The sequence below is a fragment of the Ruegeria atlantica genome (assembly GCF_013033965.1).
GTDB classification, from domain to species: Bacteria; Pseudomonadota; Alphaproteobacteria; order Rhodobacterales; family Rhodobacteraceae; genus Ruegeria; species Ruegeria atlantica_D.
In genome coordinates, this window is the sequence record NZ_WQFE01000010.1 from 14,460 (window position 1) to 37,587 (window position 23,128).

At 57.0% G+C, this 23,128-nt stretch carries 24 protein-coding genes and 1 riboswitch; of the genes, 5 read left to right on the forward strand and 19 right to left on the reverse strand.

Annotation, left to right across the window (positions count from 1 at the left end):
• Positions 1-55 precede the first annotated feature (55 nt).
• Together rplL and rplJ are read right to left on the reverse strand one after the other, a co-directional pair.
• Complete coding sequence (gene rplL / locus GOW16_RS16570; RefSeq protein WP_170417028.1) at positions 56-430, reverse strand: 50S ribosomal protein L7/L12; 375 nt, start codon at positions 428-430, stop codon at positions 56-58.
• 80 nt (positions 431-510) lie between these two features.
• Positions 511-1,029, reverse strand: coding sequence for a 50S ribosomal protein L10 (gene rplJ, locus GOW16_RS16575; RefSeq protein WP_170417030.1), 519 nt, complete (start codon positions 1,027-1,029; stop codon positions 511-513).
• Positions 1,030-1,510: 481 nt separating this feature from the next.
• Between rplJ and GOW16_RS16580 the strand changes: the two genes are divergently transcribed.
• On the forward strand, positions 1,511-2,485 hold the full coding sequence (locus tag GOW16_RS16580) for a phosphotransferase (RefSeq protein ID WP_170417032.1): 975 nt from the start codon (positions 1,511-1,513) through the stop codon (positions 2,483-2,485).
• Between the two features lie 160 nt (positions 2,486-2,645).
• Positions 2,646-3,686, forward strand: a complete 1,041-nt coding sequence (locus tag GOW16_RS16585) for a Hint domain-containing protein (RefSeq protein ID WP_170417034.1) — start codon at positions 2,646-2,648, stop codon at positions 3,684-3,686.
• Between the two features lie 66 nt (positions 3,687-3,752).
• On the opposite strand, the gene GOW16_RS16590 is transcribed toward GOW16_RS16585, so the two are convergent.
• The 15 genes from GOW16_RS16590 to ccoN form a co-directional block, all read right to left on the reverse strand.
• On the reverse strand, positions 3,753-4,541 hold the full coding sequence (locus GOW16_RS16590; protein ID WP_170417036.1) for a hypothetical protein: 789 nt from the start codon (positions 4,539-4,541) through the stop codon (positions 3,753-3,755).
• Positions 4,542-4,775: 234 nt separating this feature from the next.
• Positions 4,776-5,474 (reverse strand): 50S ribosomal protein L1, encoded by a 699-nt coding sequence (gene rplA / locus GOW16_RS16595; RefSeq protein WP_170417038.1) that lies wholly within the window; start codon positions 5,472-5,474, stop codon positions 4,776-4,778.
• A gap of 1 nt (position 5,475) precedes the next feature.
• A complete protein-coding gene (gene rplK, locus GOW16_RS16600) occupies positions 5,476-5,925 on the reverse strand; it encodes a 50S ribosomal protein L11 (protein ID WP_113791694.1) in 450 nt (149 codons plus the stop codon).
• 308 nt (positions 5,926-6,233) lie between these two features.
• Positions 6,234-6,914, reverse strand: a complete 681-nt coding sequence (locus GOW16_RS16605) for an energy-coupling factor ABC transporter permease (RefSeq protein WP_170417041.1) — start codon at positions 6,912-6,914, stop codon at positions 6,234-6,236.
• A gap of 53 nt (positions 6,915-6,967) precedes the next feature.
• Positions 6,968-7,110: riboswitch (cobalamin riboswitch) on the reverse strand.
• Between the two features lie 178 nt (positions 7,111-7,288).
• The gene (gene nusG, locus GOW16_RS16610; RefSeq protein ID WP_152459924.1) at positions 7,289-7,822 is read right to left on the reverse strand and encodes a transcription termination/antitermination protein NusG; all 534 of its coding nucleotides are present in this window, start codon (positions 7,820-7,822) and stop codon (positions 7,289-7,291) included.
• A 201-nt stretch (positions 7,823-8,023) separates the two neighbouring features.
• Positions 8,024-8,221 carry a preprotein translocase subunit SecE gene (gene secE, locus GOW16_RS16615; RefSeq protein ID WP_058272489.1) on the reverse strand — a complete coding sequence of 66 codons (198 nt, stop codon included), beginning with the start codon at positions 8,219-8,221 and terminating at the stop codon, positions 8,024-8,026.
• Between the two features lie 68 nt (positions 8,222-8,289).
• On the reverse strand, positions 8,290-8,448 hold the full coding sequence (gene ccoS / locus GOW16_RS16620) for a cbb3-type cytochrome oxidase assembly protein CcoS (protein WP_170417043.1): 159 nt from the start codon (positions 8,446-8,448) through the stop codon (positions 8,290-8,292).
• A 5-nt stretch (positions 8,449-8,453) separates the two neighbouring features.
• Positions 8,454-10,631: a heavy metal translocating P-type ATPase gene (locus GOW16_RS16625; protein ID WP_170417045.1), complete on the reverse strand. Its 2,178-nt coding sequence runs from the start codon at positions 10,629-10,631 to the stop codon at positions 8,454-8,456.
• A gap of 3 nt (positions 10,632-10,634) precedes the next feature.
• Positions 10,635-11,093, reverse strand: a complete 459-nt coding sequence (locus GOW16_RS16630; protein ID WP_170417460.1) for a FixH family protein — start codon at positions 11,091-11,093, stop codon at positions 10,635-10,637.
• A 1-nt stretch (position 11,094) separates the two neighbouring features.
• Complete coding sequence (ccoG, locus tag GOW16_RS16635; RefSeq protein WP_170417047.1) at positions 11,095-12,522, reverse strand: cytochrome c oxidase accessory protein CcoG; 1,428 nt, start codon at positions 12,520-12,522, stop codon at positions 11,095-11,097.
• Positions 12,523-12,622: 100 nt separating this feature from the next.
• The gene (locus GOW16_RS16640) at positions 12,623-13,498 is read right to left on the reverse strand and encodes a LysR family transcriptional regulator (protein WP_170417049.1); all 876 of its coding nucleotides are present in this window, start codon (positions 13,496-13,498) and stop codon (positions 12,623-12,625) included.
• A gap of 406 nt (positions 13,499-13,904) precedes the next feature.
• Entirely contained in the window at positions 13,905-14,768 is an 864-nt protein-coding gene (gene ccoP / locus GOW16_RS16645; RefSeq protein ID WP_170417050.1) for a cytochrome-c oxidase, cbb3-type subunit III, read from the reverse strand.
• Positions 14,765-15,001 carry a cbb3-type cytochrome oxidase subunit 3 gene (locus GOW16_RS16650; protein WP_170417052.1) on the reverse strand — a complete coding sequence of 79 codons (237 nt, stop codon included), beginning with the start codon at positions 14,999-15,001 and terminating at the stop codon, positions 14,765-14,767. The genes ccoP and GOW16_RS16650 overlap by 4 nt, the downstream gene beginning before the upstream one ends.
• Before the next feature lie 11 nt (positions 15,002-15,012).
• Positions 15,013-15,741 (reverse strand): cytochrome-c oxidase, cbb3-type subunit II, encoded by a 729-nt coding sequence (ccoO, locus tag GOW16_RS16655; protein WP_170417054.1) that lies wholly within the window; start codon positions 15,739-15,741, stop codon positions 15,013-15,015.
• 16 nt (positions 15,742-15,757) lie between these two features.
• Positions 15,758-17,365, reverse strand: coding sequence for a cytochrome-c oxidase, cbb3-type subunit I (gene ccoN / locus GOW16_RS16660; protein ID WP_170417056.1), 1,608 nt, complete (start codon positions 17,363-17,365; stop codon positions 15,758-15,760).
• A gap of 195 nt (positions 17,366-17,560) precedes the next feature.
• Between ccoN and GOW16_RS16665 the strand changes: the two genes are divergently transcribed.
• Positions 17,561-18,400 (forward strand): universal stress protein, encoded by an 840-nt coding sequence (locus GOW16_RS16665; RefSeq protein ID WP_170417058.1) that lies wholly within the window; start codon positions 17,561-17,563, stop codon positions 18,398-18,400.
• Positions 18,401-18,445: 45 nt separating this feature from the next.
• On the opposite strand, the gene GOW16_RS16670 is transcribed toward GOW16_RS16665, so the two are convergent.
• Positions 18,446-18,700: a GlsB/YeaQ/YmgE family stress response membrane protein gene (locus GOW16_RS16670; RefSeq protein WP_170417060.1), complete on the reverse strand. Its 255-nt coding sequence runs from the start codon at positions 18,698-18,700 to the stop codon at positions 18,446-18,448.
• A 64-nt stretch (positions 18,701-18,764) separates the two neighbouring features.
• The gene (fnrL, locus tag GOW16_RS16675; RefSeq protein ID WP_170417062.1) at positions 18,765-19,505 is read right to left on the reverse strand and encodes a transcriptional regulator FnrL; all 741 of its coding nucleotides are present in this window, start codon (positions 19,503-19,505) and stop codon (positions 18,765-18,767) included.
• Between the two features lie 64 nt (positions 19,506-19,569).
• Between fnrL and hemN the strand changes: the two genes are divergently transcribed.
• Both hemN and GOW16_RS16685 read left to right on the forward strand, forming a co-directional pair.
• Positions 19,570-20,925, forward strand: coding sequence for an oxygen-independent coproporphyrinogen III oxidase (hemN, locus tag GOW16_RS16680; RefSeq protein ID WP_170417065.1), 1,356 nt, complete (start codon positions 19,570-19,572; stop codon positions 20,923-20,925).
• A gap of 177 nt (positions 20,926-21,102) precedes the next feature.
• Positions 21,103-23,031, forward strand: a complete 1,929-nt coding sequence (locus tag GOW16_RS16685) for an elongation factor G (protein ID WP_170417067.1) — start codon at positions 21,103-21,105, stop codon at positions 23,029-23,031.
• Positions 23,032-23,128 lie beyond the last annotated feature (97 nt).

Consider the following 23,128-nt stretch of genomic DNA (forward strand, 5'->3'; position numbering starts at 1 on the left):
TTCTCCGGGACCAGCCAAATTCTGCGATGCATCGGCGATGCATCTGACAACCGGCTTAGGCCAGTTCGACCTCGGCGCCAGCTGCTTCCAGCTTGCCTTTGATCTCTTCGGCTTCGGCTTTGTCGATGCCTTCTTTGATCTTGCCGCCAGCTTCGACCAGCTCTTTGGCTTCTTTCAGGCCCAGACCGGTGATGCCGCGAACTTCTTTGATCACGTTGATTTTCGAAGCGCCGGCGTTCTTCAGAACGACGTCGAATTCGGTTTTTTCTTCCTCAGCTGCGCCACCGGCGTCGCCACCGGCTGCAACCATTACGGCGCCGCCAGCTGCGGGCTCGATGCCGTATTCGTCTTTGAGGATGGTTTTCAGTTCTTGTGCTTCCAGCAGGGTCAGACCCACGATGCTTTCTGCGAGTGCTTTCAGATCAGCCATTGTATTAGCTCTTTCCGTTTTACAGTGTGTGTTCCAACGTCAGGGCAAATGCCCCACGCAGATCATTCAGTGCCAACCGCTTACGCAGCTTCCGCCTTCTCTTCGATGGTGGAAAGGATGCTTGCGATGTTGCTTGCAGGTGCGCCAATTGCGCCAGCGATGTTCGAAGCAGGTGCGCCAAGCATGCCCGCGATAGTAGCAATAAGCTCCTCGCGCGAAGGCATTTTCGACACGGCTTCGACGCCGGCACGATCCAGAGCGTTCTCACCCATTGCACCGCCAAGAATTTCGAACTTTTGGTTCTCTTTGGCGTAGTCCTGGGCCACTTTGGCTGCTGCCACAGGGTCCTCGGAATAGGTCAGAACGGTCATCCCTGTCAGCAGGTCGGCCATGCTTTCACACGGCTTACCCTCAAGGGCGATTTTGGCGAGCCTGTTCTTGGCAACACGCACGGAGCCACCCGCGTCACGAGCACGTGCGCGAAGGTCCTGCATCTCGGCAACTGTCAGACCGGCGTAGTGAGCAACCACTACGACGCCAGAGCTTTCGAAGATTTGGCCGAGTTCCTCGACCACTTTCTCTTTCTGGGCTCTATCCACAGTTCTCTCCAAGTTTGGGGCGATGTTTCACCCCGGCTCATATTTGCCGAGGTCGAAACCCCAGCGTTCAGGTCCGTTGTTACGGGATTGGCCAAAATGCGCCCGAGGGTGGGACCCTCAGAATTCTTTGGTCTTACCCGTCTCAGGCAGGGAATTAAGGGGCCATATGGCACCACCCACCGTCTTGGACGAAACAAAATAAAGCGCACGACGAATCGCACGCTTTACTTCGTAGCCTTACTTAGGCCAGATGAGGCCGGTTTCCAAGAGGTAAATTGCGGATTCTGCGGGTCCGCAACAGCCTCCGCCGAGCACCAGTTTTCGCCCCGCCCCAAGCTCAGTACAAATGCAGACGCGGATAGGCTGAATGCGGCTCGCAAAATCCCGGTTGCCCGCGTCAAAACACCGACTTTTCGTTGACACGGAAACCGCACTGCTATCCTGTCCGGGAACCGGAAATTAACACTCAGGACTTGGCCCGTTGGCTGGAACGTTACCCCTTTCAGACGAAGAAGATGCCCGTGTCGCCTCGTATGTAGACGAGTTTTCTGACCGGTTCCTGAAAGAACCCATCCGCCGGTACGAATGCATTTACCGATCGCACGCATTCGAAGATACGCGGTCCGTTGTGATCCTATACACTGCCGCGCAGGCATTCGCTCTTAAGATCGACACTGAATCGCCCGACACGGACCGGCTGAAGAATGAATACGACCTGTTGGTTGAACTGTATCGTTACTTTGAGGGAAACGACACCTCGCGCGTTGTCCGGCCTGTTTATCTCTCGCCGGGCGGCGCGTTTCTGGTGACCGAGTACATCAATCGGCCAACCGCCGTTGATCTGATCTATAACAGTGAAGACGACGATCAGGTCGCCCAAGTGTATCGTCGCGCAGGATCATGGTTGAACGATCTTCACAGTCGCAACCCACCTATTCGCTACGCCTTCCGCCCCAGGTGGATGACGGACAGCCTGCGTGACCTGATAACCGCCGTTCCCAATGACATCGCAAGTCAAAGCCGGACAATGGTGAACGTGATGCTCGACGAAGGGGCTCGACTTAAAGGGACCGAGGACCTGCGCATGTTTTCGCATGGCGATTTTCACGGGCAGAACCTGATCGTCGGACAAGGAAAAACAATTGGTCTGGATTTCACCGAAGCCCGCGACAAGCTGGCGGTCTATGACATCGTCGATTTCCTGAAAGCGGACATCTTTCGAAACGGCATCGCGTCGGACGTCGACCGAAGCGGCATCCTGAAGAGAAACAAGGATATGTTCTTTCGCCTTTACCGGCATCCGGTCAATGTCGAAATTTTGGACTACTGCATCCGCGGGCGGCTGTTGAAGGACTGGCTGGCTTTGTGGCGGATTGACCACGAATGCAGCGAATTCGAAAAGGACAAAAGGCAAAGACTGGGCAACCGCTTGCGGATCGCATTCCAGCACCTTTGAAAAGTCCGGATAGCCAAACGGAATGACGGGATTGTGAGCAGCACCGCGCAAATCACAGTTGACCGCCCTATCCTAAAAATTGTTATCCAAAACCACAGCTCACACGACCTTTGTCAGTTTAGGTCGGCCGCAACCGGAACGTAAAAGGTAAATCGCTTAGATGGTACTCCGCAGTTTTTTTGCTCAGGACAGCTCCAGCCTGGTCGCTGTTTTCGTTCCAAATACGGCGGACGCTGACGACATCGCCGTCGGGGGCTCAATCATTAACAACTCGGACACACCGGATGGCACCGTCTTTACCTACTCGGGCGGCACCGGGACAACCGTTACATTGGATGACACCAGTGGCGGCCCTGACATTTTCAACGATGACCAGCCGACTGGCCACATCATCACGGATGGCGGTGGTATTGTGGCAAATGGAACGCAGGTCGAATCAGAGTCGACCATCACGGTGCGAGCCCTGGATGACGATCTCAACCCGACCGGGCCAGAAATCACCATCTATGTGTTTTCCCAAGGTGGCGTGACGCAGGACGTTTGGGGCTATGCTACGTCTGCGCCATTAGAACCCGGCACATCATATGTCAAAACCGGTGGCTCAAATGCTGGGTCTTCTGCGTATACTGACTACGTGGCCTGTTTCGGGCAGGGAACTCTCATCGAAACTGCCGATGGTGCCATTGAGGTGCAAGACCTCAGAAAAGGTCAACGTGTCTGGACCCGAGACGGCGGGTATCAACCCATCCTCTGGATCGGAACGACTGAGGTTCATGGCCAGGGGCCTTATGCCCCAGTCGTGATCGAAGCCGGAACAATCGGGAACGCACAAGAGCTTGTGGTTTCGCAACAGCATCGAATTCTGATTGGTTCTCCGGCCACCGACATGCTCTTCGGATCCACCGAAGTGTTCGTGGCCGCCAAGCACCTGTGCGGCCTTCCGGGGATCTCGATCCGCCAGACAGACCGCATCACCTACACCCACTTCATGTTCGACCGGCACCATATTGTCCGGTCCAACGGCGCGCTGACCGAAAGCTATTACTATGGCGACAATGCCAAACATGCGCTGTCCTCGCCGCAGCAGACAGAGATTCTTGCGCTGTTCCCGTCTATTGAGGATATCAGCGATGCGTTCCAACGCACCGCAGTCCCAACTATCAACGCGCGTGAGGCAGGTGTATTGCGCACCTATCTCTAACAGAGTCTCGAGCAGTATTTAGCGTGTTCGCCTCAATGCGGTGTGGCGTTGAAATCAGCAAATGATTCAGAGCCGCTGCAACAGTTCCTGCTTCATGTTCTGAGGAGCAGTTTGGATCACATTGCGCAGCCTGCGGCGCGTGTAAGCTTTTTCGCCAGTCGCCAAACGGCGCAATATCGTTTCAAACTCTACGACTGGATGGAATACTCGGCGCTCCTGTGCATCGTTTCTCAGTGCTTCAAACAAATGTGGTGGGTTGGTGTTGAAAGTTTCTGCGCTGACATGTGCCGGTGCGACGTCTTCCAAGGACGCATATCTAAATCCGTGTTTAGCTACGACACCTGCGAGAATGCCTTCATCGTTCAGCTGCACCTTGGGGTATTGTTTCAAATGCGCCATTCGAAGTGCCTTCATGGCCTCTACCGCCTCGTTTTGGACGGAAGTCAGGGGAAATATGCATCCCCATCGCGGATCAATCCCAAAGTGCTGCAACCCCCGAGAAAAACGTTTGGGCTTCGCCGCCAAACCCAGCTGCGCTGCGATCACCTGCGCCGGATGCGCAACCAACCTTTCGATCAAAGGCTCTACCGCCAAAGGAGGAAAAAATACGTCAGATTCGATCAGTACGTAGCGGGAATAACCGGGCATTGCGGTCGCTGCCAAATAGTAACACATGTCCCCACAGAACCAGCCCCAGTTTTCCGGTAGCCCGGTCATGCCCAGATCGGCCAGCGCCTCTTCGTCCAGGCTTATCTTGGCATAGGGCGCACAATCCGCCGGGCCCTCGCGTTCATCTACAACAATCGCAACCTGCGCACCCGCATCCGACAATTGCTTGGCCAGAAGGCGAGGCAATTCCCCAAATCCTTTTGTCCGCACAAGAAACAAAATGTCATTGAAACCGTTCAAAATTGCGTCGCTCCGCTCGATGACCTCACTGGTTCCACCGGGCGACCAGAACCGTCAAAACTGTAATCTCAGAACTTGGTGCCCGTTTCAATGCAAAGTTCAATGTCAACGTTTTCGGTCAAAAAAACCCGGGCAGTTCACACCACCCGGGTTCAATAATCTTAGGCTGTTGTCTTGGGCTTATTCGCCTGCTGCTGCAGCCACATCCAGAGTCACACCCGGGCCCATGGTCGAGCTCAGCGCGATTTTCTTCATGTAGGTGCCTTTGGCGCCCGACGGCTTGGCCTTGGCGACTGCCGAAACGAATGCACGAACGTTTTCAGCCAGCTTGGCTTCGTCAAACGACGCTTTGCCAACTCCGGCGTGCACAACACCGCCTTTTTCCGCTTTGAACTGAACTTCACCACCTTTGGCTGCTTCCACGGCCGCTTTCACGTCCATGGTCACGGTGCCAACTTTGGGGTTCGGCATCAGGTTACGGGGGCCCAGAACCTTACCCAGACGACCAACGATCGGCATCATGTCCGGGGTTGCAATGCAACGATCGAATTCGATTGTTCCGCCCTGAATGGTTTCCATCAGGTCTTCTGCGCCAACGATATCTGCGCCTGCTTCTTTTGCTTCGTCAGCTTTGGGGCCGCGAGCAAAAACAGCAACACGCATCGCTTTGCCGGTGCCATTCGGCAGGCCGACAACGCCACGAACCATCTGGTCCGCGTGACGGGTGTCAACGCCCAGGTTCAGAGCGATTTCGATGGTCTCGTCGAATTTCGAAGTTGCGTTGGCTTTGACCAGGGCAACTGCTTCGTCCACCGACAGGTTTTCCTTGCCAGCGACAGCTTCGCGCGCAGCGCGGGTACGTTTACCGAGTTTTGCCATCTTACTTCACCTCGATGCCCATGGAGCGGGCCGAGCCCAGGATGATCTGCATTGCGCCTTCGACGTCGTTGGCGTTCAGATCTTTCATTTTGGCTTCGGCGATTTCGCGAACCTGCTTTGTGGTCACGGTTGCCACGGTCTCACGACCTGGATTTTCCGCGCCGCGAGGACGGTTACGCTTGCCAACCGGCTTCAGACCAGCTGCTTTTTTCAGGTAATAAGACGCGGGCGGCGTCTTGATATCCATGGTGAAGGACTTGTCCTGATAGTAGGTGATCACGGTCGGGCAAGGCGCGCCCTGCTCCATGTCTGCGGTCTTGGCGTTGAACGCCTTGCAGAATTCCATGATGTTGATGCCGCGCTGACCCAGCGCCGGACCAACTGGCGGCGACGGGTTCGCCTGACCTGCAGGAACCTGCAGTTTCATTGTACCAGCAAGCTTCTTGGCCATTTGGTTTTCCTTTCAACGTAGGTGAAACGCGTTCCACCCGGTTTTTGTTGCGTGGTCCGATCCGGGATCGCGATCCCAGCAACCTCCCACGAGAGAATCTCGCCCGAAGACGATAGAGGCGGCATTTATAGGGGAACGGCAGTGTTGGCAAGTGGGCAGCTTTAGGAATTCGGAACGGCTGCTGCGGTCCAAGACCTGCCGGAGAAATCAAGTTCGCAAAATCAGCGTCGCCAAGGAATTTTGCCGTTTGGCGTACTGTCCAGATCGGTCCGCGGCGCGGTGTGCGCCACAGACCATTGAATTGGCATCTATGCAGCGGCGTTGTGCAAACGGTGAGTGAAGATGCCTCTGTCGGTCAACGCTCTCAGGCTTTTGGCTCCCGCCAGAACTGCGAGGTCAGCCACCGGTTCGATCACGATAACCAAAAGGTAAGCCATGCCAAAGCTGGTTACGGCTGAGAGGTTATCGGCGCCGACACCTTGCCCGTAAATCGCCCAGAAAGCGACCCAGGCAACAACACCACCTTGATACACGGCGGACAATTTCAGCACGTCCGAATACCGCAGATCGACGTAGCTAACGCTCTGCGGAATAATCTTCCTGGCCAGCGCTTCCACAGCGAATAGCGGGAACAGCAGGGTCGAGATATTGACGAAGTACATTGGCACATCAGACGGGGCAAACAAGAAGCCCTGGATTGCCAAACCGCCAGCCAGACCTAACGCAGCCGCACCTGCCCCAAGCAGCAAAAACAGGGTTGTGCCAAGTATGAAATGCACCTCTGAGATGCCAACAGCGAAATGCGGAAAGACTTCGAAGAAGATGAACACGCCTATAGCGGCAATAACAGAGCGTACGCAGAATGACGCTATGGAATGAGCTTTGAGATCATCGTTAACCAATTTCAAGGAATAACCTGCGGCGGCCGCAGCCGTACCATAGGCGAAGACCATTTTCGCGCCATCAACGACGCCAGGTTCGATATGCATTGTAGAGTTCCTTTCGCGTCCACCCGACGCATGTAGAAGGGCCGGAGTTTCCCGGCGGTTGCGCTATGATGGCTGGTATCCTGACTCGTAGCTCAAAAGGCTCTGGCTACTTACAGTTGCGGGGGCAGTCCGGGTTTTTCACCCGATTCCCAATTAAGACCTCCTCTCGAAGGCCGCCATCAGCGCGACATTACATGAGGCGGGGTCAGGGACAAGCTCTGTCTGCGGCATCTGATCGTGCGACAGCGAAGTTTGAACGCACGTTCGCGAAGTGAGCGTCGAATTCCGCCCTCTCATTGCAACACTGCCTTATAAAACAAGAAAGCCGCGATGCGTCAGACATCGCGGCTAAAAACAACTGCTTGAGAGCGTGGTCAGCTTTGTTTCGTGACCTGAGTAAAGTCCAGCTCGACCGGGGTTTCCCGACCAAAGATCGAAACCGAAACCTTCAGCTTCTGGTTCTCGTCGTCCACGCCTTCGACCATCCCATCGAAATCTTCGAACGGGCCGTCATTGACCTTGACCTTCTCGCCGACCTCGAAGCTGATCATCAGCTTGGGTGCTTCTTCACCTTCCTGAACGCGGTTGAGGATCTGGTTTACCTCGGCATCGCGCATCGGCATCGGACGGCCCTGCGGGCCCAGGAAACCGGTGACGCGGTTGATCGAGTTGATCAGGTGATAGCCCTGGTCCGACATTTCCATGTGCACCAGAACGTAACCGGGCATGAAGCGACGCTCGGTCGTGACTTTCTTGCCGCGGCGCACTTCGATCACCTCTTCGGTGGGCACCAGTACTTCGTCAATATCATCCTCAAGGCCCTGCTCAGCCACGGACGTGCGGATCTGCTCTGCGATCTTCTTTTCGAAGTTCGAAAGAACGCTGACCGAGTACCACCGTTTCGCCATGAACCTGTCGTCCTTGTTTGCCTTCGGAGCGTCCTGTTGGCCAGACACATCCGTCATTGAAAATCTATCACGTCATCCGGAATAAAAAGCGGCGCGCAGCCCGAATCGCCGCACGCCCGTTCCGAATAGTACCGTGTCAACTACTCTGACATCGCGGGCTGCGCAAGAGGGCAGTCGCGTTTCCGCCACACCCCTGTCGACTTAACCGAACGCACCCAGGATCAGTTGCAGACCGCCGCGAATGCCCAAGTCAACCAACGCAAAGAACACGGCCGTCAGCGCCGCCATGATGAACACCATGACCGTTGTCAGCAGAACCTCGCGGCGCGTGGGCCACACGACCTTTGCGACTTCGGCACGGACTTGCTGAATGAACTGGATCGGATTCATAGTTGCCATTTGGCTTGGTTCTCTCTGCTAGCGGATGGGCCGGACATAACCGGGCATTGCGGCAATTTCAAGAGCGGTCAGGGCTTGGGCTTGTCATCCCATTCATCGCTCAGGATGCGCCGTGCGTCGCCTTCGGGATCTTCATACTGGTTCGACCGGACCGTGTAGATAAACGCCACAAGGCCAACCCCGCCCAAAAAGAGGGAAATCGGTATGAGATAGGCCAAAACTTCCATAACAACTACCTCAGGCGCAGGGCGTTCAGGGACACGGTAATGGACGAGGTCGACATCGCCAATGCCGCGATCAACGGCGTGGCAAGCCCGGCCACGGCCAGGGGCACCGCGATGATATTGTAAACCGTGGCAATACGAAAGTTCTCGCGAATCCTTTTCGTCGCTTTGACGGCCGTGTCACAGGCATCTGCAACCGGCGACAGGTCGTTGCCCAGCAGCACGATGTCAGAGGCCACCCGCGCCGCGTCCAGCGCCGATGCGGGAGAGATCGACACATGCGCCGCTGCCAGCGCAGCGGTGTCATTCAGCCCGTCACCGATCATCAGGACATGGCGGCCCTGGTCGCTGAGGTCGTGCACATGCGTGGCTTTATCCTGGGGCAGCGCTTCTGCAATCCATGTTTCAATTCCAAGCTTGTCGGCCAGCGATTGGACCGCGCCCCGCGTATCGCCCGAAATCAGAACAACACTCTTTCCAGCGTCACGGAACGCATGCACAGCCTCAGCCGCGCCTGCGCGCAGCGAATCCGAGAATAGAAACGCAACCGGTGCCTGACCCGCGACTGCCAACCAGGCTGCCGTCTGATCACCCTCAGTTGCGCCAGTCCAACCGGCGCGCCCAAGGCGCACGCGCTGACCACGGTAGGTTCCTTCGGTTCCATACCCCGGAACCTCGACCACATCCTCAAGTCTGGCAGGTTTGATCCCGGCCTCTTTGGCGGATTTGGCAAGCGACACCGACAATGGGTGCGAAGACGCCTCGGCCAGTGCAAGCGCAACTTCGAGATTGCCGCGCGAATGATCCGCAAGATTGGTCAGTTCCGGTGTTCCAGAGGTTAGCGTCCCTGTTTTGTCGAAAACAACCGTATCGACTTCGGCAAGACGTTCCAGCGCCGTGGCATGTTTAATCAGCATCCCCTTGCGGAACAGCCGCCCCGAGGCCGCAGTGGTCACCGCAGGCACTGCCAGCCCAAGCGCACAGGGGCAGGTGATGATCAAAACCGCCGCGGCGATGTTCAGCGCGGTTCGAATATCGCCCGAATAGATGTACCAACCGAGGAAACTGAGCGCAGACAGGATATGAACCCCCGGGGCATAAAGCTTGGCCGCTTTGTCGGCCAGCGAAGTGTACCGGGATCGACCAGATTCAGCGATGGCCACAAGATCCGCCATACGGTGTAGGGACGTATCCTCGCCTACCGCCGTCGTCCGGACCGTCAGCGGGCCTGTCAGGTTGACTTCACCTGCGCTGACGGCAAGTCCGGTTTCGGCAAAGGCAGGCAAAGTCTCACCGGTCAACAAAGACCGGTCGAGTTCCGATTTGCCCGAAACGATTTCACCATCCACCGGCATCCGCCCACCGGGCCGAACAAGGACCAGATCACCGACAGCAAGTGTTGCAACGGAAACCTCTTCTTCAACGCCATCCACCAGCCGAATGGCGCGCGGTACTTCCAAGGCTGTCAGCTCTTCTGCTGCAGATCGCGCCGCAGCGCGGGTGCGGTAATCCAGATACCGCCCGGCCAGCAGGAAAAACGTCAGCGTCAAGGCTGCGTCGAAATAGGCATGTTTGCCACTCAACGCGGTTTCCCACAGCGATGTGACCAGCGCCAACAGGATCGCCAGTACAATCGGCACATCCATGTTCAATCGACGGACGCGCAGAGCGCTCCAGGCGTTAGCAAAGAAAGGTTGCGCCGAGAAAGCAATTGCAGGCAGCGCGATGGCCGCCGAGATCCAGTGGAACATGTCCCGCGTCGCGTCGGTAGCCCCAGACCAGACCGACACCGACAACAACATTACGTTCATCGATGCAAACCCGGCCACCGCCAGCCGCATCAACAAATCGCGCCCGGCCTTGTCTGATTGGGTGGCCGACAAAGCGCCCGGGTCCAGCTCATGCGCCTCGTACCCCGCGCGCTCCAAGACCGGGATCAGGTCGGAGGCATGCGTCTCAGGCGCAGCTTTGATCATCGCACGTTTGAGGGTCAGATTTACCCGTGCATCATCGACCCCCGGATGGGCGTTCAGCGCGCGTTCAACATTCGCAATACAGGCCGAACAGTGAATGCCGGGCAAGGACAAGGCTATCTGCACATCCTCGGGAATGGGGCGCGCCGGTTCCGTCGGAGCTGCGATGCAACCGGGACACGCCGCCGTACCTGAGCTGAGCTGAGCGGTCATTCCCTACCCTTTCACATACAACGGAACCCGTTGCGCAAATTCGGCACCGCTGCTGTCTTTGGCCACTAGACGGATATTCCAGTTCCCTTTACCCAACGCCGCCGGTGCGGAATAGGCGGTGCCGTCAAAGGTGAAATCCGGGGTGAAATCCTCTTTCACATGCGTCGCCCGGCCGACAACCGCCTGCAACTCGGCAACCTGGACCGGCGCCCCCGTTCGGTCGTTGATGTGCAAGATCAGCAGACCACCTTTGGTCTCGGCCCGGATTTCCCAACCCAGTGCCTGTTGCACTTTCAGGCGGTCGTTGAACTCCTGACTGGCGACGTAAGAGTTCTTGACCTCGAGCCCCGGGAAAGTTTTGACGGCGTTGTAGGCCAACAAAAGGTTCACTGATATGATCACCCCGAAAGCGGCGACAAAGATCGCCAGAAAGTGCTTTCCGGTAAATTGACGCTCGGCCATGTCAGTTTCCTCGTCCATTGAACGTCGTATCCTTGTAAGCCCGTTCGCCGCTTTCCAGGTCTTCGATCCAGATCCGAACCGGCGTCGCGCCAGCAGCTGCCGGGTCCGTGTCTTTCGACGCTATGATATACACACGCTCTAACTGGGCAGTATCTGCCGTCACATTCACTGTATCAAGCGCGGTGCCCTCGATCACGATGCGCATTGCCGGATCACCAGACAGCGACAGCTTGAACAGCCGTTCCTCGCCATGTTTGTTCCGCAAGCGCACGTCATAGGTATTGCGGATTGTGCCATCGGACAGGGTGACAAAGGTCGGATTGCGCACCGGTGCTACAGTAACTTCGATGTCGGACCGAATGAACAGGGCAAACAGCAACCCAAAGCCGACCAGTGACCACAGGGCCGTGTACATGATGGTTCTGGGTCGCAGAATGTGTTTCCAGACATTCTTGGGTGGTTGCCCTGCCCGCTCATGCGTTTCGTCACTCAGCGCCATATAGTCGATCAGACCACGTGGTTTGCCGATCTTGGCCATCATGTCGTCACAGGCGTCAATACACAGCGCACAAGTGATACATTCCAACTGCTGCCCATCGCGAATGTCGATCCCAACCGGACAAACATTGACGCAGGCCATGCAGTCGATGCAGTCCCCAAGCTCGGAATCTGCAGTCCGTTTGCCCTTGCCGCGCGGCTCACCCCGCCATTCGCGATACCCGACGACCAAGGTATCTTCGTCCATCATAGCGGCCTGAATGCGCGGCCACGGGCAGGCATAGATACAAATCTGCTCGCGCGCGAACCCACCGAACAGAAAGGTCGTGCCGGTTAAAATCAGTATCGTTGTGTACGCAACAGGATGAGCGTTACCGGTTACAAGATCGCGGGCCAGCGTCGGGGCATCAGCAAAGTAGAATACCCAGGCGCCGCCGGTCGCCAGACCGATCAGAAACCACGCGGTCCATTTGGTCAGTCGCAAACGGGCCTTGTGAAAATCCAGTTTCTTTTGCCGGTGCAGCCGCAAGCGGGCGTTGCGATCCCCTTCGATCCAGCGCTCAACAAGGATGAACAAGTCGGTCCATACCGTTTGCGGGCAGGCATAGCCACACCACACGCGGCCCAGCGCCGAGGTGAACAGGAACAACCCCAAGCCCGCCATGATCAACAGACCGGCCACAAAATAGAATTCATGCGGCCAAATTTCGATCCAGAAGAAATAGAACCTGCGGTTGGCTAAATCCAGCAACACCGCCTGATCCGGCAGGCTGGGGCCTCGGTCCCACCTGATCCATGGGGTAACGTAATAGATCCCCAATGTGACCGCGAGAATGATCCATTTCAGATTGCGGAACGGCCCGGAAACGCGCCGCGGAAATATGGGTTCTCGTGCGGCGTATAGGCTGGGTGCGGGGTCGGAATCGCTCACGGGCTGGCTCCAGATGTAGCTATATCACGGCGTCTTCTTCCAGATCACAAAGGTAGTCACTTTGACATGGGTCAAAAGCGCATCGTGCAGACACCTTTTGTCACATCCTATCAGCTTGCCGCCTGAGCCACCCAACAAAAGTTTTAGCGGCCGGACGCAAAGGAAAATCGCCTGTAACAAGGTGATATCCACTGTTTTCCGGTTCCCTAAACAGCTCAACGATTTGACCCGACGTGATGTCGTGTTCGACAAAATGCCGCGCTGTGACGGTCACGCCCTGCCCCGCGCGCAACCCATCGAGCAACAGGTTGCCCGGCAATGAGATTCGACCAGCGCTTGGCCCATGTCCAACACCCCGACGCGACAACCAATTGGTCGCCTCGGTGGTGCCGAATTCCTCTAGCCAAGGCAGCTCGCTCAGTTCATCCGGCGTCCACGACGTCTTTTCGCCCAACAGAACTCGAGCGGCGACAATGACCATCGGGCTTGGCAGCAGCATTTCCGAACAGACGCCCGGCCAAGAGCCTGTGCCATACCGGATTGCCACATCGACGCCGCCGGGGCGCAGGCTGACAAGGTCTGGCGACGGGTCCAGCGCCAATTGAATATCCAGGTGCTCGGCCTGAAAGGCGGGTAACCGAGGCATTAGCCAAGACGCGGCAAAAGACGATGTCAATGAAACGTGGACCGGACGGTCCTGTTTGGATTGTGTAAGTTCGGCCACCGCATCGCCAATCGCTCCGAACCCCAGATGCAACGAGCGGGCCAACCTCTCACCTTCAAGGGTCAAGGTCATGGACTTACCGGACCGGTCCAACAGTGCAACTCCGAGATGCTTTTCTAGTGCGCGCAATTGCTGGCTGATGGCAGCGTGGCTGACATTCAGTGAGTTGCCCGCTTCCACAACATTTCGTGTTTCAGCAAATGCGGAGAATGCCCTGAGCGCGGCAAGTGGCGGCATGTCCAACCAGTTCATATGTAAGTCCTGATTACACATTGGAATGCTAATTGAGTCGCATTTCCTGGCCGGAAAATCAATCTTGATGTCAGATGAAACAAAGCTCAGGAGAGGTCAGATGCTCTCGATTCTCGCACGAACATTCATGATCGCCACTCAGACAAATGAGCAGAGCGAAATGAATTCACCGGATCACAGCAACACACGCAAACAGCGTTGGTTGCCGGAAAACCATTGGTGGAAGGAATGCAAACGAGCCAGTTTTTCACAATGCGATTAACAAACCAGAACCCGCGTCTGGACCGTCTAGGCAGTGGTTTGTAATGTAGAGGCAGCACCGGCTGTTCAGGAAACGCGCGAACAGATGGAACAGCCGGTGCCTCAACCTTCGGACGGCGAACCGTCCGAAGGTATTCTTTTATAGTTACTGCCCGCCACCCAATTGGTGGACATACGCAGTCACCGCGCGGATCTGCGCATCAGTCAGGCGATTTTCCCATGCGGGCATCACACCAAAGCGGCTGTTGGTCACCGTTTCGGTCAGGGCTTCCTGGCTGCCGCCGTATAGCCAGATCGCGTCGGTCAGGTTCGGAGCACCTTGGGTGACATCGCCCTTGCCGTCTTCACCATGGCAAGAGGAACAGTTGTCTTCAAAAACAACTTTGCCCGCCTGCGCCGCCGCGTCGTCGGTCTGCGCATTGGTCAGCGACATGACGTACTGTACAACCTGAGTGATCTCCTCTTTCTCGAGGATTTCGCCAAAGGCTGGCATTTCGGAATAGCGTGCGTCGTCGCTTTCCTCGTTACGGATACCATAGGCAATGGTGGTCTCGATATCTTCAAGCGAACCACCCCAGAGCCATGCGTCGTCCAGCAAGTTCGGGAACCCCGGCGCACCTTGCGCGCCCGAACCGTGGCACTGCGCGCACCATGTCCGGAACACCGCACCGCCCGCGTTGACCGCGTATTGCTGCAGCTCGGGATCCTTCGAGACGTCCCCCAGCGAGGTTTCAACCAGCTTGGCGTTCCAGGGCGCGTTGGCCTCTTCGAAAGAAACAATCTCTTCCTGCACCAATTCTCGTGAAGACCAGCCAAGGACACCGGCAGTTGCGGATTGAACAAGCGGCCAGGCCGGGTACATGATCGTGTAGATCACACCCCAGATGATCGTGACGTAAAAAGTCCACAGCCACCAGCGTGGCATCGGATTATCGAATTCCTCGATGCCGTCCCAGCTGTGGCCCGTGGTATTCGGATCGCCCGGCTGTTTTTCAGGTATCTTGCTCATTGCCGCGCCTCCTTGGATGTGGCGGGTTTGTCGCCCCCACGGGGCGCAGCTGTTTCGTCACCCTTTAGGGGCGCCGGGGCATCTTCGTGCCGGAACGGGATGTTGGCGGTGTCCTTGTATTCCTTGCTGGAACCGGGGCGGAACACCCAGATCACGATACCAACAAAGAAGGCAAACAGCAGCAATAGCATCCAGCTATCCGCGAATTGCCTCAGGAATGTGTATTCTTCCATAACACCCTCCTTTAGCGGCTCGGGTCCGGGGTGAAGGTCGAGAAATCGACCAACGTTCCCAGCATCTGCAGGTATGCAACCAACGCATCAGCCTCGGTCAACTCGGGCTGACCGTCGAAGTTGCGAACGCTGACCTTGTCACCGTAACGTTCCAGCAAACCGTCATAGTCGCTGTCCGGATCGGCCTGCGCTCGGAAATCCGCCTGCGCATTTGCCAGCATTTCTTCGGTATAGGGCGTGCCCACAACCGCATTCGCAGCCATGACATCACCGATATACTTGCCGTCGATCTTGCGATGCTCGAGGAAGCCATATTTAGGCATCACTGATTCCGGCACCACCGACTGCGGATCACGCAGGTGATCCACATGCCACTGGTCGGAATAGCGACCGCCCACGCGAGCCAGATCAGGTCCGGTACGCTTGGACCCCCATTGGAACGGGTGGTCATACATCGACTCGGCCGCCAGCGAGTAGTGGCCATAGCGTTCGACCTCGTCCCGCATTGGGCGGATCATCTGGCTGTGGCAGGTATAGCAGCCTTCGCGGATGTAGATGTCACGGCCCGCCATTTCCAAGGGGGTGTAAGGGCGCATGCCCTCCACCTTCTCGATGGTGTTCTCAAGATAGAACAGCGGGGTGATCTGAACGATGCCACCGATGGTTACGACCAGAAAGCTGAAGATCAGCAGGAGGGTCGCGTTGGTCTCGAGGATCTTATGTTTGTCGAGAATTGCCATTGCTCCGGCCCTCCCTCTATTCAGCCGGGACCGCGACGGTCAGGCTGGCCTCTTTGGCCGGCGCTTTCCGCACAGTCATCCACAGGTTGTAGCACATGATCACGGCGCCAGCGACGAACATGACGCCACCCAAAGCACGCACCACATACATCGGGAACTTGGCAGCCACGGTGTCGGCGAACGAGTTCACCAGGAAGCCGTTAGCATCCACTTCACGCCACATCAGGCCTTCCATGATACCGGTGACCCACATCGACGCGGCGTAAAGCACGATGCCGATGGTGGCGAGCCAGAAGTGCCAGCTGACCATCTGCAGTGAGTACAGACGTTCACGCTTCCACAGAACAGGCACCAGGAAGTACAGCGCACCAAAGGTGATCATACCGTTCCAGCCCAGCGCGCCCGAGTGCACGTGACCAATGGTCCAGTCGGTGTAGTGGGACAGGCTGTTGACCGCGCGGATCGACATCATCGGACCTTCAAAGGTCGACATGCCGTAGAAGCCAACCGAGATCACCATCATCCGGATCACCGGGTCGGTGCGCAGCTTGTCCCAGGCACCCGACAGGGTCATCAGACCGTTGATCATACCACCCCAGGACGGCATCCACAGGATGATCGAGAACACCATGCCCAGCGTCGAGGCCCAATCAGGCAGCGCGGTATAGTGCAAATGGTGCGGACCGGCCCAGATATACAGGAAGATCAGCGCCCAGAAGTGGATGATCGACAGCTTGTAGGAAAACACCGGACGCTCGGCCTGTTTCGGGATGAAGTAATACATCATTCCAAGGAAGCCTGCGGTCAGGAAGAAGCCCACAGCATTGTGGCCGTACCACCACTGGATCATGGCGTCTTGCACACCCGACCAGACGATGACCGATTTCGAACCCCAGATGCTGACCGGTATGGTCATGTTGTTGACCAGGTGCAGCATGGCAACGGTGACGATGAACGCCAGATAGAACCAGTTTGCCACATAGATGTGGGGCTCTTTCCGCCGGACGATCGTGCCCAGGAACACGGCCAGATAAGCCACCCAGACAATGGTCAGCCACAGGTCAACATACCATTCAGGTTCCGCGTACTCCTTAGACTGAGTTCCACCCAGCACGTAACCGGTTGCGGCCAGAACGATGAAGAGCTGATAGCCCCAGAACACGAACCACGCCAGATTGCCGCCCCACAGGCGCGCGGCGCTTGTACGCTGAACCACATAGAACGAGGTCGCAATCAAGGCGTTACCGCCAAAGGCAAAGATTACAGCCGAGGTGTGCAGCGGACGCAAACGGCCAAAGTTGAGATATCCCTGCGCCCACTCGAAGTTCAGCGCCGGGAAAGCCAACTGAAAGGCGATAAAAGTACCCGCGATGAACCCGACCACACCCCAAAATGCGGTTGCGATCACGCCATAGCGGATCACGTCATCCATGTATTCGGCCGAACGGTCGACGAGGATATCTGGCTCATCCGTGTTTCTCAGCGTCCAGATGAACAACCCACCGGCGATCAGCATCACCAGAACTGCGTGCACCTGATACGCCAAATCGCGTGCATAATTGGTTCCGATCGCCGCGAATATCGCGATCAGACCAAGCACGATCAGCTTGATGTAATTTGACATATTGCGTCCCTTTGCCATGCCCCGCGCGATTCTTATTTGTCGCGGAACCCTTTTGACTGGCCGTTGTTTTGTCGGACAGCGGCCAATCTCGCTTTGATCTGTATCAAGACAATAGCCCGAAATCTGTGACAATCCTAAGTCTTAGACTGAGTTGCATGGCCGCATGTCACTTAGCCCCGAAGACAAGAGGTCAAAATGGCGTACAAATCTCTTCTCACGGTCGTAACGGACTCGGAACAATCACAATCAGCCTTGGCGCAAATGGTTGCACTGGCACATGCACAGGATGCGCATGCCGAAGCGCTGTGCCTTGGCGTCGATCGCAGCCAAGCGGGTTATTATTACGCAGGTGCAAATGCTCTGGTCCTGCAAGAAACGCTGAGCCGGGCCAACGCAGACGCCGACGAACTGCTGACGCAAACTCAGGAATACATGGGCAAATCCGATATTCGCTGGTCTGCCGAAAGCGGGGTCGCTCAGATCGCCGATATTGGTCGGCACGTAGCGCATCGTGCCCGGTTCTCGGATCTGGTTGTCCTGCCCAAACCTTATGGCAAAGACCGCAGCGCCGAGGCCGAGCCAATTGTCGAAGCCGCCATGTTCGAAGGTCACGCGCCAATTCTGGTCACACCGGAAAATGCAGCGCCCTTTGAGCGCCCGGGTACTGTCCTGATCGGATGGAATGAAAGTGTCGAGGCCATGCGCGCCATCCGGTGCGCCCTGCCCTTCCTGACGCAAGCCGATCTGGTTCGGATTGTTGTCATCGATCCGCCACGCCACGGTCCCGACCGTTCTGACCCCGGTGGACTGCTGTCTCAGATGCTGGCCCGCCACGGGGCCAAATGTGAGATTGATGTGCTCAGCAAAACCATGACCCGTGTGTCAGACATCCTGAACAGGCACGCCGAAGATAGTGAGGCGGACATGATCGTTATGGGTGCATATGGCCATTCGCGGTTCCGCGAAGCCATTTTGGGCGGCGCGACCCGCAACATGCTGGAACAGGCCGCAGTCCCAGTGTTTCTGGCGCACTGATCGGGTGTGTTTCTTATACCGGGGCTATCCATTCAGACGGATGGCCTAAACGCGTTTTATGAGGCCAATCACAAACAACAATATGACCGCGCCGATGGTTGCGAAGAGTATTGACGAAAACACGCCGCCGCCAACCGAAAAGCCCAGCGCCGGGAAAATCAGACCTGCAAGAAAGGCGCCCACGATCCCGACTATGATGTTTCCGATCAGGCCGAACCCGCGACCTTCCATAATTTTGCCCGAAAGCCACCCGGCGATCGCACCGATGACAAGCATTGCCAAAATGCTACTGAATTCCATGCCTTGCTCCTGCGTGGTCCGTTCACAGGTTCAGTAAATCACGGCTGCAGGCAGCAGGACAGGCTTAAATCAGAAAGCCACCATCCGAGTCGTCGCCGGCCTCATCCATCAAACGCCGCATATCGGGGATCGTCACGTGGCGTTTGCCTTCCAGTTCGATGACCCCCTCTTTCTTGAGGGCCGAAACCTGGCGGCTTACGGTTTCAAGAGTCAATCCCAGATAGTCTGCCATCGCCTCACGCGTCAGCGGAAGATCAAACACGATCGGGCCGGGTTTTGCTTTAGGCGCAATCGAAGCGTCCCGCCGGGCAATGATCGACAGCAGACTTGCAATCTTCTCGCGCGCGGTCTTGCGCCCCAAAACCAACATCCATTCACGCGCCGCGTCCAGCTCATCCAGCGTCATCTGCAGCAGACGGTGGGCGATATGCGGGGTGCTGCCCATCAGGGCTTCGAACGGTTTCTTGCGAAAACAGCACATGACCAAATCGGTTGTGGCCAACACGTCATAGGGCGCTGTTTCCCGACCGGGTCGTCCAACAAAATCGCTGGGCAAAAGCAGGCCAACCATTTGCGTTCGACCATCTTCCATCGTTTGGGTCAATGACGCGATTCCCGACACGACAGAGCCTACAAAATTCATCTGATCGCCCGACCAGATGATCGTCTGTCCCGCCTCGAATGTCCGGTAGTACTTAATGCCCTCAAGCTCTTCCAACTCATCGGCATCGCAATGCGCACAAACGGCGCGGTGCCGAATGGGACAATCGGAACAGTTGGTATGGTCAAATTGGGCTTTTAGCATCGTTCGCGCTTTCACTTGATCTCAGTCAAGGTTTCGTAGACGGCCGTGCCTTAACGGTATCGGTATGATAGTGAAACCGCAATTGTCAAAGCTTGGACTATTTGACGCGAAAGTCCCGCGTTACACAAGCTATCCAACCGCCCCGCATTTCAGTAACGACGTGGGACCAAGTCTTTATGCTGACTGGATTTCCGGGATAAAACCGGGCAGTTCCGTGTCGCTGTATATCCACGTGCCGTTCTGCCGCAGGCTATGTTGGTTCTGCGCCTGTCGGACACAAGGAACCCAAACCGACAACCCTGTGATCGCCTATGTGGACGTGCTGAAGGCCGAGCTGGACCTGCTTGCCGCGCAACTGCCCGAGGGTGTGACCCTGTCGCGCCTGCATTGGGGCGGCGGCACGCCCACGCTGCTGAATCCCGATTTGATGCGCGAACTGGCCGCCCGCATTCTTGAGGTTGTTCCACTGGGACCGGATGCGGAATTCTCGGTCGAGATCGACCCGAACGAGATTGACGAGGATCGGCTGGACGCGTTGGCCGAGGCTGGCATGAACCGCGCGTCTATTGGCGTTCAGGATTTCGACGACGAAATCCAGAAAACCATCGGGCGCATCCAAAGTTACGACACCACCCGCAAGGCCGTCGACATGATCCGCGCGCGTGGGATATCCAGCCTGAACGCGGATATTCTGTACGGCCTGCCGCACCAGACCAAGTCACGGATGACCGAAAGCGTTCAGAAACTTCTGTCGCTCAGCCCGGACCGGGTGGCGCTGTACGGCTATGCCCATGTGCCGTGGATGGCCAAACGGCAGCAGCTGATCCCAACGGATGCGCTGCCCACACCCGAAGACCGCCTGGACCTGTTCGACACAGCCCGGCGTCTGTTTCTGTGGGACAAATATGCAGAGATCGGGATTGACCACTTTGCCACGCAGGATGACGGGCTGACGCATGCGCTGAACGCAGGGCGGCTTAAGCGGAATTTCCAGGGATATACTGACGATCAGGCCGAAGTTCTGATTGGTGTCGGTGCAAGCTCGATCTCGCGGTTCCCGCAAGGGTATGCTCAAAACGCACCTGCGACGTCGGCCCACACCAAGGCGATCCGCGATGGGCGGTTCTCAATATCCCGTGGGCACTTGTTTAAAGGGCAGGACGTCCTCCGCGCGCGATTGATCGAAGCTTTGATGTGCGACTTCCGCATCGATACGGCCGAGATTCTGCGCGACCACAACGTCACCGCGGCGGAATTGCAGGACATGTACAAGACCGCAAACGCAACGTTTGACGGCTTACTGAGCGTCTCAGAAGACGGTCTGTTCATCCCACCCGAGGCGCGTGCGCTGACCCGAATGATCGCACGCAGCTTTGATGCCTATGACCTGAGCAAGGCGGGACACAGCTCGGCTATCTGATACAGCAACAGGACAAGACTTGACGCGGAGGGTGGGTTTTCCCCACACTTACAGGGCGGGTTGAGATCCGCCCCGCGCCTGAGGCAGGCAGAGTACCAGACAGTATGTGCCGACGCATTCGCGCTCGACCACCCTTTTCGTGCAGCCGTTCTGCAACTTGAAAGAGGGACTGCATCCATGCGCGTTTTTTCCGTCCTCGGCCCCAGCCAATCGGGCAAAACAACTCTGGTCGAGGCCATTAGCCGCCTTGATGGCCGGCCAACCACATTCGACGTATCCGGAACCGTGCATTTGCACGGTTTTTCTTATCTGGGCGAACCCTGGTGTGCCATTGACGTGAATGGCGGTAGTGACACGTTGGCCTATGTCGGCCCTGCTATGGCCATCTCAGACGCCGCCGTTGTCGTCGTGCCGCCCGACCCGGACGCCGCCGTGCTGTGCGCCCCGTATCTGCGTCTGGTCGAAGAGGCAGGTATCCCCTGCTTTTTGTTCATCAACCGTATGGACAGCCCCAACGGTCGAATCCGCGATATCATCGCCGCCTTGCAGACCTACTGTACGCAACACATCGCCTTGCGGCAGGTTCCAATTCGCGATGGTGAGACGATCATAGGCGCAGTCGACCTGATCTCTGAACGTGCATGGAAGTATCAGGAAGGACAGCCCTCGGCCCTAATCGAGCTTCCTCAGTCCGTCGAAGACCGCGAGCAGGAAGCCCGGACCGAATTGCTGGAAACTCTTTCGGACTTCGATGATCACCTGCTCGAGCAACTAATCGAAGACAAACAACCGCCAAGCGCAGAAATCTATGATCTGGCCGCGCAGGTCTTGCAAAATCACCAGTTGATCCCGGCCTGCCTTGGATCTGCAAGCCACGGGAACGGGCTGACCCGCCTGATGAAGGCTCTGCGTCACGAAGCCCCAGAGTTCGACATCGCTGCTGGGCGGGACGAGGCGGCCGAAGACGCACGCGCGATTGCCGGGTTTGCCGACGTCAAAAAGCACATCGGAAAGATCGTCGTTCTGCGTGGTCTGGGCAAGGGCGTCAAAGCGCACGAAGCATTGGGCGGGGAAACGGTTGGCAACCTGACGACATTAGATGCCAAAACCCAAATTCCGGAACTGGAAGCCGGGCAAATTGGACTGGCCGTCAAATCGGACCACCTGAATCCCGGCAACATTTATGACGGCGCCGGGTCCACACCGTTACCTGGATGGGCCGAATCCCACCCGGCGGCCCATCGGCAAGTTGTATCGCCTGCGCATGAGCGTGACGATGTACGCCTGTCCAACGCCCTGACCCGCCTGGTCGAGATCGACCCCGGTCTGCACTTTGAGCAGGATGAACTGAGTGGCCATGCAATTTTGGGATCGCAGGGGCCGCAGCATATGCGGCGGGTCAGTGCCAAGCTAGCCGAAGACTTCGGGATCGAGATCGAAACGGAGACCGTGGAGACGGCGTATCGCGAGACCATCCGCACACCTATCGAACACCGCCATCGCCATCGAAAGCAATCCGGCGGCGCGGGGCAATTTGCCGATGTCGTGATCTCGATCGCACCGACTCCGCGCGGATCAGGCTTCGAGTTCGAGGAAATCGTCAAAGGGGGCGCCGTGCCCAAAAACTACATCCCGTCTGTCGAACACGGGGCCAAGGATGCGCTGGCACAGGGGCCCGAAGGGTTCCCGGTTGTCGATGTCAAAGTCACCCTGAGCGACGGTAAGCATCACAACGTAGACAGTTCAGACTATGCGTTCCGCACAGCGGGCAAGAACGCGGTGCGAGAAGCACTGCCGCAGGCAAAACCCGTGGTCCTGCAACCCATCTTAAACGCCGAAATCCACCTGCCCTCGGATTTCGTGGGCGATCTGGTGCCGACAATCAGTTCCTTGCAGGGTCAGGTGCTGGGCTTTGAAGGCAACCCGAACGCGTCCGGGTGGGAAATATTCAACGCCCAACTGCCTGCGGTGGCCGAGGACGAGTTGCATAGAACCCTCGCCAGCGCGACACGCGGCACCGGGTGGGTGAAACTGCAATTCGATCACTATGAAGAATTGCGCGGGCCGGTTCCAAAATCTGCCTCGCGCGAAGCTGCCAACGCATGAAACGGGCTTTACCCACCAAGATGCAAGAGATCGCATAAACAGCAGCTTCGATCTCTTGCATTTTTTGTTTCGCTAAAGCTTAGACTTGAACCACTCC